Annotated in this window: 11 protein-coding genes; 3 read left to right on the top strand and 8 right to left on the bottom strand. The window is 70.5% G+C overall.

Going from position 1 to position 13,008, the window contains the following annotated elements:
* Positions 1-218: 218 nt before the first annotated feature.
* Positions 219-1,388 carry a helix-turn-helix domain-containing protein gene (locus tag ACZ3IJ_RS33910; protein ID WP_467474710.1) on the bottom strand — a complete coding sequence of 390 codons (1,170 nt, stop codon included), beginning with the start codon at positions 1,386-1,388 and terminating at the stop codon, positions 219-221.
* Positions 1,389-1,785: 397 nt separating this feature from the next.
* Positions 1,786-2,121, bottom strand: coding sequence for a hypothetical protein (locus tag ACZ3IJ_RS33905; RefSeq protein WP_391797193.1), 336 nt, complete (start codon positions 2,119-2,121; stop codon positions 1,786-1,788).
* A 330-nt stretch (positions 2,122-2,451) separates the two neighbouring features.
* Between ACZ3IJ_RS33905 and ACZ3IJ_RS33900 the strand changes: the two genes are divergently transcribed.
* Both ACZ3IJ_RS33900 and ACZ3IJ_RS33895 read left to right on the top strand, forming a co-directional pair.
* Complete coding sequence (locus tag ACZ3IJ_RS33900; RefSeq protein ID WP_352190601.1) at positions 2,452-2,973, top strand: universal stress protein; 522 nt, start codon at positions 2,452-2,454, stop codon at positions 2,971-2,973.
* A gap of 192 nt (positions 2,974-3,165) precedes the next feature.
* A complete protein-coding gene (locus ACZ3IJ_RS33895; RefSeq protein ID WP_467474707.1) occupies positions 3,166-3,729 on the top strand; it encodes a GPR1/FUN34/YaaH family transporter in 564 nt (187 codons plus the stop codon).
* A gap of 198 nt (positions 3,730-3,927) precedes the next feature.
* Here the strand turns inward: ACZ3IJ_RS33895 and glmS are convergent, their stop codons facing one another.
* Complete coding sequence (glmS, locus tag ACZ3IJ_RS33890; protein ID WP_352190599.1) at positions 3,928-5,745, bottom strand: glutamine--fructose-6-phosphate transaminase (isomerizing); 1,818 nt, start codon at positions 5,743-5,745, stop codon at positions 3,928-3,930.
* A gap of 44 nt (positions 5,746-5,789) precedes the next feature.
* Positions 5,790-6,065 carry a hypothetical protein gene (locus tag ACZ3IJ_RS33885; RefSeq protein WP_041662420.1) on the bottom strand — a complete coding sequence of 92 codons (276 nt, stop codon included), beginning with the start codon at positions 6,063-6,065 and terminating at the stop codon, positions 5,790-5,792.
* A 187-nt stretch (positions 6,066-6,252) separates the two neighbouring features.
* Between ACZ3IJ_RS33885 and ACZ3IJ_RS33880 the strand changes: the two genes are divergently transcribed.
* Positions 6,253-7,875, top strand: coding sequence for a beta-N-acetylhexosaminidase (locus ACZ3IJ_RS33880; protein ID WP_467474704.1), 1,623 nt, complete (start codon positions 6,253-6,255; stop codon positions 7,873-7,875).
* Positions 7,876-7,954: 79 nt separating this feature from the next.
* Here ACZ3IJ_RS33880 and ACZ3IJ_RS33875 read toward each other — a convergent pair whose 3' ends face one another.
* The 4 genes from ACZ3IJ_RS33875 to ACZ3IJ_RS33860 are packed head-to-tail and all read right to left on the bottom strand — an operon-like array spanning position 7,955 to position 12,963.
* Positions 7,955-9,727: an IucA/IucC family protein gene (locus ACZ3IJ_RS33875; RefSeq protein ID WP_467474702.1), complete on the bottom strand. Its 1,773-nt coding sequence runs from the start codon at positions 9,725-9,727 to the stop codon at positions 7,955-7,957.
* Positions 9,724-10,257 (bottom strand): GNAT family N-acetyltransferase, encoded by a 534-nt coding sequence (locus ACZ3IJ_RS33870; protein WP_467474700.1) that lies wholly within the window; start codon positions 10,255-10,257, stop codon positions 9,724-9,726. The genes ACZ3IJ_RS33875 and ACZ3IJ_RS33870 overlap by 4 nt, the downstream gene beginning before the upstream one ends.
* Positions 10,254-11,537 (bottom strand): lysine N(6)-hydroxylase/L-ornithine N(5)-oxygenase family protein, encoded by a 1,284-nt coding sequence (locus ACZ3IJ_RS33865; protein ID WP_467474698.1) that lies wholly within the window; start codon positions 11,535-11,537, stop codon positions 10,254-10,256. Before ACZ3IJ_RS33865 ends, ACZ3IJ_RS33870 begins: the two co-directional genes overlap by 4 nt.
* The gene (locus tag ACZ3IJ_RS33860) at positions 11,524-12,963 is read right to left on the bottom strand and encodes a pyridoxal phosphate-dependent decarboxylase family protein (RefSeq protein ID WP_467474696.1); all 1,440 of its coding nucleotides are present in this window, start codon (positions 12,961-12,963) and stop codon (positions 11,524-11,526) included. The genes ACZ3IJ_RS33865 and ACZ3IJ_RS33860 overlap by 14 nt, the downstream gene beginning before the upstream one ends.
* Positions 12,964-13,008 lie beyond the last annotated feature (45 nt).

Here is a 13,008-nt window from a genome sequence, read left to right as displayed (position 1 = left end):
CCCCGGCTATCCGGCCGCCCCCACCCCCCCCGTCTTTTTGGTGGGGGGGGGCCCCCCCCCGGGGGGGGGGGGGGCCGGGGGGGGCCGGGGGGGGGCGGCCCGGGGGGGGGGGGGGGGGGCGGGGGGGGGCACGCCGACGGGCGCCCGGGAGAGGTGTCCCCGGGCGCCCGTCGGTTTTCTCTGTGCGCGGCTTGTGGCGCGCGCGGTCTGGCCCGCCCCTAGGGGGCGCTGCGCTGACCCGGCAGGGCAGCGCGACCTGAGGCGTACACGTCGGCATGCTGCTTGCCCGGCTCCATCGGGCCCCCGGGCCGCCGGACGACCGGCGGGCCCTGCTGGGGCACGAGCGGGTCGAGCACCGTCGTCGTGGTCTCGGCCTGCGGACGCCTGGCCCGGTAGGCCGCGCGGTACGCGGCCGGCGAGGAGCCGAGCTGGCGGCGGAAGTGCCCGCGCAGCGCCACCGGGGAGCGGAAGCCGCAGCGTCCCGCGACCTCGTCGACCGAGTAGTCGGAGGTCTCGAGCAGCCGCTGCGCCTGCAGCACCCGCTGGGTGATCAGCCACTGCAGCGGGGCGGACCCCGTCAGCGAGCGGAAGCGCCGGTCGAACGTACGCCGTGACATGTACGCGCGGGCCGCGAGCGTCTCCACGTCGAACTGCTCGTGGAGGTGCTCCAGGGCCCAGGCGACGACCTCCGCGAGCGGGTCGGCGCCGATCTCCTCTGGTAAAGACCTGTCGAGGTAGCGCTCCTGGCCGCCGCTGCGCCGCGGCGGGACGACCAGCCGGCGCGCCAGTGCGCCCGCGGCCTCCGCGCCGTGGTCGGTCCGCACGATGTGCAGACACAGGTCGATGCCGGCCGCGGTGCCGGCCGAGGTCAGTACGTCCCCGTCGTCGACGAAGAGCTCCCGCGGGTCCACATGGACCGACGGATAGCGCTTCGCGAGCGTCGGCGCGTACATCCAGTGTGTGGTGGCCGGTCTGCCGTCGAGCAGTCCGGCCGCGGCGAGCACGAACGCGCCGGTGCACAGCCCGACGATCCGCGCGCCCTCTTCGTGTGCCCGGCGCAGCGCTTCGAGCGCCTCCGGCGGTGGCGGCGAGGTGATCGACCGCCAGGCCGGTACGACGACGGTTCCGGCGCGACTGATCGCGTCGAGTCCGTACGGTGCGGTGAGTTCGAGGCCCCCTGTGGTCCGCAGCGGGCCCTCCTCACCGGCGCACACCAGCAGGCGGTAGCGGGGTACTCCCGCGTCCTGCCGGTCGATTCCGAACACGGAGAGCGGGATGGAGCTCTCGAAGATGGGGCCGCCGCTGAACAGCAGCACCGCGACGACTTCGCGGCGGCGGCGCCCGGTCAACTTCCGTGCGGCCTCCGTTACGGCGGAGTCCTGGCTCATGACGCTAAGCCCCCCTTGGTGTTCGCGTCTCCCTGGTCCTGTCGCTCCTGCACGTTTCCCCTCGGTTTTGCACGAGACCCCAGTCTTCGATACCCATGATCGAATCTACTGTGTTCCGTAGTGCCGACGTGACAAGTTCACCGTCCGGCACATTGTCGACAAGGCAACTTGGCGCGAAGCATTCGATCACGAAGCGTTCCACTCGCGGGCGGCGCAGGGAAGTGCGTCGTGACCGCATGGCCCGTCCCCGTAGGGTGCGGGGGCCGAGCCGAAGCCTTTCATGCCTGGTGGCACCAGGGTTGAGGGGGCATTCCGCCAAGGACTCACCGGCATGTGGAAGTTGGCTGAAATCATACGGGTGTGAGTGTGCGAACCCGTCAGCTTCACGGGGAGTCCGTCACCTCTGACGGTGGTTTCGGCCGCCATGGGAGTGTCGTCCGCGGGGGCCCGCGGCCTCGGCGCGCAGCCCCCGTTCCGCACGGCGCAGCAGCACCCGGCAGACCGCCGTCACCGCGGCGAGTCCGAGCGCCGTGCCCGCCGCCCCGCCCAGCGAGGTGCCGTAGACGACGAGCACGACGGGGACCAGGACGCAGCAGAAGACGGCCCAGCGGACGACGTCGCCCGCGGGGTCCGCCGGGGGGTGCGGGGCCGCGGGGCCGGGGGAGCGGGCGGGGGGACGGGGGCCGGCGGGGGCGGCGGAGGCGGGGGTGACGGCGGCCGGTGGTGCGGGCACGGGCGGGGCTCCCTGCGACGGTGACTGGACCTGTGGGAACGAGAAGCGGAACGTTCCGGTCACTCCCCGTGGCGGCCGTTCGGCCCCCGTACCGGACAGCTGTAGGACACAACCGGCATTGCCATAACGGGACGGGCTCGTGCATGCTCCCTGGAACGCCCTGCGGGCGCCGTGTGTGGCCCCGGACCGCTCTGGGCAGGAGAGAGGTGTCGCCGTACCCTTGGGGGTATGGGCTTGGGAAGATGATTCCCGGACACCGCTCCGTCGCCAACCGTTGCTCCGTACGACGCTCCGTCCCTTCCCACAAGGATCTTCTTCGCCGAGACACCGATGGCCGGTCACGAATTCTCCGAACCCGCGGACCGCAAGCGCGTCGCCGACTCCACGGTCGACCCCCTCGCGGTGGAACAGCCACGCCACTCCTGTGATCCCGCCTTCCGGCACGGAGTGGTCGTCGGCTTCGACGGCTCGACCTCCAGCGAACGGGCCCTGGCGTACGCCATCGGCATGGCCCGCCGATCCGGCTCCGGTCTGATCATCGTGCACGTCGCCAACCGGCTGCCCACCACCGTCTGGGCGGGATGCGAGCCCCCGGTCTTCGTCGACGTCCCGGACCATCGCACCGAGGTGCTCGGCCTGGAGTTGGCCTGCGCGGACTACCTGGCCGAGGTCCCCTGGATCCTCGTGGAGCGCGGCGGCGACATCTGCCACGAGCTGGAGGAGGTCGGCCGGGAGTACTCGGCCGACGCGATCGTGGTCGGCTCGACGCACGGCATCGTCGGCCGGCTCTTCGGCTCGGTGGCCGGCCGGCTCGCGAAGCGCGCGCAGCGGCCCGTGATCGTCATCCCGTGACCGGCGTCCGCTGACGCCGGCCCTTCCGGCCGCCCGGCCCTTGGCCGCCTCTCCTCGACGCTTCGTCAACTCCCTTGGCATGGCGATAATTTCTGCCGCCGTCAGGTGATTTGTGTGCTTGTGAAGGGTAGTTAAAGGTCACCGGAACAAGCAGCTCACGCAGCACAACTGCGCACCTGAAGGGAGCCCGCCGTGGACAACGAAGTCGCCGCGGGAAACACGACCTCCACTCTCGGCCACCTCGCGCTCGGACTGACCCTGCTGGCCTTCGGCATCGGCAGCACGGGTGTCATCGACAACGTCGCGGCGTCGGACGCCGCATCCCTCGCCACCTGGGTCGGCGGGGTGGCGCTCTTCCTCGTCGGTCTGCTCGCCCTGCGCGCGGGCAACGGCGGTGAGGGTACGGCCTATTCGGCGCTCGGTGCGTTCTGGTTCACCTGGGGGACCGGAGTGGGCGACGGTGGTTCGGCGGAGGCGACCGGCCTCTTCCTGCTGCTCTGGGCGCTGCTGGCGCTCACGCTGACGATGGCGGCCGGCGGCAGCGGTCTGTTCGGGCAGGGCGTGTACGGGCTGCTGTTCGTGGCGCTGCTGCTGCTCGGCATAGGTGCCCTCGCGGACAACGGCGGTCTGGCGAAGGCGGGCGGCTGGGTCGCCGCGGTGGCGGGCCTGGCGGCCTGGTACGGCGCGACGGCGGCGGTGGCGCACTGGCCGACCTCGGTCAGCCGCGCCCGCCGTGGAGCCCCGGCAGCCGGCTGAGACGCACAAGCGCCTGGCGAGTGAGCGGAGGCGAGCCGAGCCCTGAAGAATGCAGCGGTCCCCGCGCACCTCATCGGTGCGCGGGGACCGCTGTCATGTCCGGCCGGGCGTCCGGCCCTCCGGGGACAGGTCCGGAAATGCGGGCGGACGGGCTTTCCCGGCCGTGGTCGAGAGCTCCGGGGGACAGGCCCGGACGTGCTACTCGACCGTGACGGACTTGGCCAGGTTGCGCGGCTTGTCGATGTCGCGGCCCATGGCGAGCGCCGTGTGGTAGGCGAGGAGCTGGAGCGGGATGCCCATCAGGATCGGGTCCAGCTCGTCCTCGTTCTTCGGGACGACGATGGTGTGGTCGGCCTTGACCTGCTCCTGGTGCGCGACCGCGAGGATGCGGCCGCTGCGGGCCTTGATCTCCTCCAGCGCGGCGCGGTTCTTCTCCAGCAGGTCGTCGTCGGGGACGATCGCGACCGTCGGCAGGGCCGGCTCGATCAGGGCGAGCGGCCCGTGCTTCAGCTCGGAGGCCGGGTACGCCTCGGCGTGGATGTAGGAGATCTCCTTCAGCTTCAGGGAGGCCTCCAGGGCGACCGGGTAGCCCCGCACGCGGCCGATGAACATCATCGACTGGGCGCCCGCGTACTGCTCGGCGATCTTCTTGATCTCCTCCTCGGTCTCGAGGATCTCGCTGATCTGCGCGGGCAGCTTGCGCAGGCCCTCGATGATCCGCTTGCCGTCGGTGACCGAGAGGTCGCGGATGCGGCCGAGGTGGAGGGCGATCAGCGCGAAGGCGGTGACCGTGTTGGTGAAGCACTTGGTGGAGACGACGCAGACCTCCGGGCCGGCGTGCACGTACACGCCGCCGTCGGCCTCGCGGGCGATGGCCGAGCCGACCACGTTGACGACGCCGATGACCCGGGCGCCCTTGCGCTTCAGCTCCTGCACGGCGGCGAGCACGTCGTACGTCTCACCGGACTGGGAGACGGCGATGTAGAGGGTGTCGGGGTCCACGACCGGGTTGCGGTAGCGGAACTCCGAGGCCGGCTCGGCGTCGGCGGGGATACGGGCCATGGACTCGATCAGGCCCGCGCCGATGAGGCCGGCGTGGTACGAGGTGCCGCAGCCGAGGATCTTGATCCGGCGGATGGAGCGGGCCTCGCGGGCGTCGAGGTTGAGGCCGCCCAGGTGGACGGTGGAGAAGCGGTCGTCGATCCGGCCGCGCAGCACGCGGTCGACCGCGTCGGGCTGCTCGCAGATCTCCTTGTGCATGTACGTGTCGTGGCCGCCCATGTCGTAGGAGGCGGCCTCCCACTCCACGGTCTCGGGGGTGGCCGTCGTCGAGGCGCCCGAGGTCGTGTACGTGCGGAAGTCGTCGGCCTTGAGGGTGGCCATCTCGCCGTCGTCGAGGGTGACGACCTGGCGGGTGTGGGCGATCAGGGCGGCGACGTCCGAGGCGACGAACATCTCCTTCTCGCCGATGCCGAGGACGACCGGGGAGCCGTTGCGGGCCACCACGATGCGGTCGTTGAAGTCGGCGTGCATGACGGCGATGCCGTAGGTGCCCTCGATGACCTTGAGCGCCTCGCGGACCTTCTCCTCCAGGGTGGTGGCCTGGGAGCGGGCGATCAGGTGGGTGATCACCTCGGTGTCGGTCTCCGACGCGAAGACGACGCCGTCCGCCTCCAGCTTGGCGCGGAGCTCCTGGGCGTTGTCGACGATGCCGTTGTGGACGACCGCGACCTTGTTCTCGGGGTCCAGGTGCGGGTGCGAGTTGATGTCGCTCGGCGCGCCGTGGGTGGCCCAGCGGGTGTGGGCGATGCCGGTGGTGCCGGTGAAGCGCTTGGGGACGCGGGCTTCCAGGTCACGGACCCGGCCCTTGGCCTTGACCATCTTCAGGCCGGAGGCCTTCGGGCTGGTGATGACGATGCCGGCGGAGTCGTACCCCCGGTACTCCAGCCGCTGCAGGCCTTCCAGCAGCAGCGGGGCCACGTCGCGCTTTCCGATGTAACCGACAATTCCACACATAAAGGTGTTACCCCTCCTGGTTGGTGAGTGTGCCCGGCCGCGTGTCAGCCGTAGACGATGCGGCGCAGCTGCCGGAGCGAGAGCTCCGGTGGTGCCACGGCGCGGTGCGGCAGCTCGGCCGCGATGCGCTCGAAGATCTCGGCGTTCACGGCGCCCCCGGACTGCAGTTCGCGGTGGCGGCGGCGGACGAAGTCCTCGGTCGACTCGTCGAAGTACGCCAGCACGTCGAGCACCACCCGGGCCGCCTCACCGCGCTGCAGCGCGGTGCTGCGCACCAGGTGGTCGATGAGGTCGTCATGCGACGGGCGGCGTTCGAGCACCAGTGAATACTGAGGGGTGCCCCCCGGACTTCGCAAGAATCCTGCCCGAATTCGGGCAGAGGTCTTCATGATCGCCGCCTCGGAGAGGGTATTGGTCTACACCTTGACCCACGGAAGTGGTCCACGGTACGCATGGTGACTGTTCGGATACGCATATCCACAGCCGCGAAGTCCACCGAAAGGGACCATGCCTGTGAGACAGCGCAGAACGCTTCCCCGTGTGCTCGGCGCCCTGCTGCTCCTTGCGGCCGCCGGGATCTCCTGCGTCGGAGCCGCGCCCACCGCCCGCTCCGCCGCCGAGCCCGCACTCCGGCCGCTCGGCCAGATCGTCCCCGCCCCCGCCTCCGTGGCACCCGGCGGGCAGCCGTACACGATCACCGCCGCCACCCGCATCCGGATCGACGGCCGCTCCCGCGAGTCCCGCGCCGTCGCCGACTACCTCGCCGGGATCCTGCGCCCCTCCACCGGCCACCCGCTGCGCGTCGTCGACCAGGACGACGCGAGCGGCGGCATCCGGCTCCGGCTGACCGACGGGGAGAAGGCGCTCGGCGAGGAGGGCTACCGGCTCCAGTCCGGCCGTGGTGGCCTCACGCTCACGGCCCACCGGCCCACCGGGCTCTTCCGCGGCGTCCAGACCCTGCGCCAGCAGCTCCCGGCGGCAGTCGAGAGGCGCACCGTGCAGCCCGGCCCCTGGCAGGTCGCGGGCGGGACCATCACCGACACCCCGCGCTACGCCTGGCGCGGCGCGATGCTCGACGTCTCCCGTCACTTCTTCACCGTCGACCAGGTCAAGCGGTACATCGACCAGCTCGCCCTCTACAAGGTCAACAAGCTGCACCTGCACCTCTCCGACGACCAGGGCTGGCGCATCGCCGTCGACTCCTGGCCCCGCCTCGCCACCTACGGCGGCTCCACCCAGGTCGGCGGCGGACCCGGCGGGTACTACACGAAGGACGACTACCGGGAGATCGTGCGGTACGCCGCCTCCCGCCACCAGGAGGTCGTGCCCGAGATCGACCTGCCCGGGCACACCAACGCCGCTCTCGCCTCCTACGCGGAGCTGAACTGCGACGGCGTCGCCCCGCCGCTCTACACGGGCACCAGCGTCGGCTTCAGCTCCCTGTGCGTGCCGAAGGCCGTCACGTACGACTTCGTGGACGACGTCATCCGCGAACTCGCCGCGCTGACCCCGGGGAAGTACCTCCACATCGGCGGCGACGAGGCCCACTCCACGCCCCACGCGGACTACGTGGCGTTCATGGAGCGGGTGCAGCCGATCGTCGCGAAGTACGGCAAGACCGTCGTCGGCTGGCACCAGCTCACGAGCGCCGTCCCCGCCCCCGGCGCCCTCGCGCAGTACTGGGGCCTCGACCGGACCGGCGCGGCGGAGAAGGAGCAGGTCGCCGCGGCGGCGCGGAACGGCACCGGGCTGATCCTCTCGCCAGCCGACCGCCTCTACCTCGACATGAAATACACCAAGGAGACCAAGCTGGGCCTGGCCTGGGCCGGCTACGTGGAGGTGCAGCGCTCGTACGACTGGAATCCGGCCGCCTACCTTCCGGGCGCGCCCGCGGAGGCGGTGAAGGGCGTCGAGGCGCCGCTGTGGACCGAGACGATCTCCGAGGACGCGCACATCGACCAGATGGTGTTCCCGCGCCTGCCGGGCGTGGCCGAGCTGGGCTGGTCCCCGGCGGCGACGCACGACTGGGAGGCGTACAGGGTGCGGCTCGCGGCGCAAGGACCGCGGTTCGAGGCGCTCGGCATCGACTACTACCGCTCACCGCAGGTGCCGTGGCCGGCGGCTGAGTAGAGCGGCGGCCGGGGTAGATCGGGGCGGAAAGAAGCGTGTGCCCGGCGGAGGACCGTACTCCGCCGGGCACACGCCGGTCTCAGCGGGCGAACCGTGCGATGGGGTTCGCCAGGTCGCCGATCAGCTGGAGCGCCGCGGACGGGTCCGACAGGTCCACCATCTGCTTGTTGTTGCGCAGCTGCAGGCGGTTGAGGGCCGAGAGCGCGAACGTCTCGGCGAACATGTCGTACTGCGTGAACTTCTCCGCGAGCTCCGGCTTCGACTCCTGGTAGTCGCGGACGCACTCCGCGACCGTCCGCCAGAACGCCTCCTCGTCGAGCGTGCCCTCCGCGGCCAGCGTCGCCGCCATGAAGCGGAAGAAGCAGTCGAAGACGTCGGTGAAGATCGACAGCAGCTTCATCTCCTCGGGGACGTCGGCCCGCACCCGCTCCACCGCGGGCGGCAGGACCGCGGCCGGATCCATGACGCAGATCTCCTCGGCGATGTCCTTGAACACCGCCCGGACGACCGCGCCCCGCTCGTCGAGGACCAGGATCACGTTCTCGCCGTGCGGCATGTAGACCAGGTCGTACACGTAGAAGCTGTGCAGCACCGGCAGCAGGTACGCGTCCAGGTAGCCGCGCAGCCACTCCGTCGGCGCCAGGCCCGAGTCCTTGATCAGAGCGCCCGCGAAGGACGCGCCCTCGTGGTCGACATGGAGCAGCGAGGCCATCGTCGCGAGCCGCTCACCCGGCGCCAGGGAGGCCACCGGGGACTCGCGCCAGAGCGCGGCGAGCATCTTGCGGTAGGGGGAGTAGCGGTCGGTCGCGGCCTCGTACTCCAGGTGCCGGTAGCCGACCGCCGCCCGCTCGCGGATGATCGAGAAGCGGGCCGCCGTGAAGACGGGGTCGGCCTCGATCAGCCCGGACAGCCAGTCGTTGATCGCCGGGGTCGCCTCCATGTACGCGGCCGACAGGCCCCGCATGAAGCCCATGTTGAGGACCGACAGCGCCGTCTTGACGTAGTGCTTGGCGGGATCCGCGGTGTTGAAGAAGGTACGGATCGACTGCTGCGCCAGGTAGGCGTCGTCGCCCTCGCCCAGGTAGACCAGGCGCTCCTGGGCGACCTCGGCGGCGAAGGTGACCGACAGCTTGTTCCACCACTGCCAGGGGTGGGCCGGCATCAGCAGGTAGTCGGCCAGGTCCAGGCCCCGCTCGGCGAGGGTCTCGGCGAAGCCGTCGACCGCCTTGTCGCCCAGCTCGGCGCGGATGAACGCGTCGTAGTCGATGCCCGCGCCGGCCGTGAAGGTGGTGCGGTCGCGCCGCGCCGCCAGCCAGATCAGATGGATCGGGGCGGCTGCCTCGGGGGCGTACGCACGGTACTCGTCGACGCCGAAGCCGAGCCGGCCGTTGTTGGCGACGAAGCAGGGGTGGCCCTCGGTCATCCCGGTCTCGACGGCCTGGAAGTCCGCGCGGGCCAGTTCGGCGGAGGTGACGGGCGGCTTGGTCGACTTGTACGCCGTACCGGCCAGGGTGGAGGAGATCTCCTCCAGGTAGACCGGCAGGATCTCGTCGCTCAGGCCGAGCGAGCCGCGCAGCTCGGTGACGAACTGGAGCGCGTCGAGCGGGAGGTGCTCGTCGCCCCGGTGGCGGCTGATGGAGCCGGCGTCGATCTGCCAGTGGTCCAGGGCGTACCGGTCGGCGGTGAAGCGGTACTCGACGGCGCCGTCGTCACTGAGGACGCGGTAGCCGTCCTCTCCCAGCTCCTGCGGGTTCAGCAGCCGCTCGTGGGCGAACTCGGCGAGGCCCTTGCGGATCAGCGCGCGGTTGGCGTCCGCCCAGCGGGCGGGGGTGAGGTGGGCGACGGGGTTCACGCGGCGACTCCCACGGCGGCCTCGAACTGTGCGCGGGTGCAGAAGCTCAGCAGGGCCTTCTTCTCCGGCTTCTGGATCTCCCGCTCGGGCACGAAGCCGACGGCCTCGTTGAGCGCGTGCACGGCCTTGTTGGCCACGTCCGGCTCGACGACGACGCGCTCGGTGGCCGGGTCGGCGAACAGCTCGTGCATCACGGCGGTGATCACGGCGCGGGTGAAGCCGTGCACGGGGGTGTCGGTCGGCGCGACCAGGAAGTGCATGCCGACGTCGCCGGGCCGCGGGTCGTAGAGCCCGACCAGCTCCAGCCGCGAGGGGTCGTACCGCTCCATGAGGACCGCCGGCTCACCGTCCACCAGGCCGATGAAGGCCTCGTGGTGCGGGTTGGCGGCGAACGCCATGTACTCGCGCTCGACGTCCTCCAGTTTCGCGTCCTGCATCATCCAGAAGGCGGCCTTGGGGTGCGTGACCCAGGGGTGGATCAGCTGTGCGTCCGCGAGCGGATCGAGGGGGCGGAAGCGGATGGTGCTCATACTGCGAACTCCTGGAACGCGATGGTCTTCTCGACGGGGTAGTAGTCGTAGCCCAGCATCGCTCCGATGATGTAGGCGTTGCGGTACGCACCCATGCCGAGGTCGGGCGAGGTGATGGAGTGCGTGTGCACGGAGGCGTTCTGCAGGAAGACGCCCTGGCCCGTCGTGTCGATCGAATAGTTGCGGGCCACGTCGAAGCGGCCCTGCCCGTCCCACCGGAGGCGGTCCCTGACCGGCTCCAGGAAGGCGGGTACGGCGTACTTGTAGCCGGTGGCGAGGATCAGGCCCTCGGTCTCCACCGTGAAGTCCTTCTCCTGCTCCTCCTGGTGGAAGCCGAGCGTGTACGTGCCGCTCGTGTCGTCGTACGCGGCGGAGTGCAGGGCCGAGTTGGTGAGCAGGCGGGTGGGGACCGGGCCGGCCAGGTTCTTCTGGTACAGCAGGTCGAAGATGGCGTCGATCAGCTCGCCGTCGATGCCCTTGAACAGGTTCTTCTGCTGGTTCTCCAGGCGGTACCGGGTCTGCTCGGGCAGCCCGTGGAAGTAGTCCACGTACTCCGGCGAGGTCATCTCCAGCGTCAGCTTGGTGTACTCCAGCGGGAAGAAGCGCGGGGAGCGCGTCACCCAGTTGAGCCGGTAGCCGTGCACGTCGATCTCGGAGAGGAGGTCGTAGTAGATCTCCGCCGCGCTCTGGCCGCTGCCGACCAGGGTGATCGACTTCTTCTTCTGCAGCGCCTCCTTGTTCTGGAGGTAGCGCGAGTTGTGGGTCAGGTCGCCGCCGAGGCCCTGGCAGGAGTCCGGGACGTACGGCGGGGTGCCGGTGCCGAGCACGATCCGGCGGGCCCGGAAGGTCTCTCCGGCCTCGGTCGTCACCACGTACTCCTGGCCGGCCTCGTCGTACGCGACGGAGGCGACGGTCGTGGAGAAGCGGATGCTGCGCATCTTGTCGGCGGCCCAGCGGCAGTAGTCGTTGTACTCGGTCCGCAGCGGATAGAAGTTCTCGCGGATGTAGAACGAGTAGAGCCTGCCCTTCTCCTTCAGGTAGCTGAGGAAGGAGTACGGGGACGTCGGGTCGGCCATCGTGACGAGGTCCGACATGAACGGGGTCTGGAGGTGCGCGCCCTCCAGGAACATCCCGGAGTGCCACTCGAAGTCGGGCTTGGACTCCAGGAAGAGGCCGTTCAGCTCGTCGATGGGCTCGGTGAGGCAGGCGAGGCCGAGGTTGAACGGACCGAGCCCGATGCCGATGAAGTCGTACGTGTCGGGGGTATCAGGCGTGGACAAGGGTCTCTCCCAGGTACTGCTCGGCGTGGCCGGCTATCAGATCGAGGACGGCGGCGATGTCGGCCACGGTCGTCTCGGGGTTGAGCAGGGTGAACTTCAGGTACTGGCGCCCGTCGACCTTGGTCCCGGCGACGACGGCCTCGCCGGAGGCGAAGAGCGCCTTGCGGGCGTAGAGGTTGGCGCGGTCGATCTCGGCGGGCGAGGTGACGTTCTCGGGGATGTAGCGGTAGACCAGCGTGGACAGCTGCGGCTCGACGACCACGTCGTAGCGCGGGTCGGCGGCGAGCAGGGCGAAGCCGGCCTCGGCCAGGTCGCAGACCTCGTCGAAGAGCTCGCCGACGCCGTCGGCGCCCATGACGCGCAGGGTCATCCAGAGCTTCAGCGCGTCGAAGCGGCGCGTGGTCTGCAGGGACTTGTCGACCTGGTTGGGGATCTGCTCGGCGACGGTACGACGCGGGTTGAGGTAGTCCGCGTGGTAGGTCGCGTGGCGCAGGGTGGCCCCGTCGCGCACCAGAACGGCGGAGGAGCTCACCGGCTGGAAGAAGGACTTGTGGTAGTCGACCGTCACCGAGTCGGCGTGCTCGATGCCGTCGAGGAGGTGGCGGCGACTGAGCGAGGCGAGCAGTCCGCAGCCGTAGGCGGCGTCGACGTGCATCCAGGCGCCGTACTCCTCGGCGAGGGCGGCGATCTCGGGCAGCGGGTCGATGGAGCCGAAGTCCGTGGTGCCGGCGGTGGCGACGATCGCCATCGGGACCAGGCCCTCGGCCCGGCAGGCCTCCAGTTCGGCGGCGAGCACGACGGACTGCATCCGCTTGTTCCGGTCCACGGGGATGGAGACGACGGCGTCGGGACCGAGACCGAGCAGGCCGGCCGACTTCTGGACGCTGAAGTGGCTGCAGTCGGACGAGAAGACGCGCAGCTTGGACAGGTCCTTCGTCTTGGCCTCCTCGCGGGCGAGGAGCAGGGCCTGGAGGTTGGACTGCGAGCCGCCGCTGGTGAACACGCCGTCGGCCGAGGGGCCGAAGCCGATGCGGCCGGTGGTCCAGTCGATGAGCTTGCGCTCGATCAGGGTGCCGCCCGCGCTCTGGTCCCAGGTGTCGAGCGAGGAGTTGACCGCCGAGAGGACGGCCTCGCCGAGCACGGCGGGGATGACGACCGGGCAGTTGAGGTGGCCCAGGTAGCGCGGGTGGTGGAAGTAGACGGCGTCCCGGAGGTAGACGCTCTCGAGCTCGTCGAGGGCGGCGGAGGAGTCGCCGAGCGGCTTGTCGAGGTCGACGGCGTCGATGGTGGGCGCCAGCTCCGCGGGGGTGACACCGCTGAACGGGCGGCGCGTCGCGGCGAGTTTCTCCGCCACCCGCTCGACTCCTTCGGTGACGGAGCGCCGGTAGCTCTCCGCCGTGGCGTCGTTGAGCAGGTGGGAACGCATGGGGATGGTCCTCCGGGACGGAAAAGGGGCGAGGGGGCGTTGCGG

The organism is Streptomyces sp. NPDC013317, from assembly GCF_055563155.1.
The sequence above is the reverse complement of the archived record's forward strand: the minus strand, read 5'-3'. Positions and strand labels throughout refer to the sequence as shown.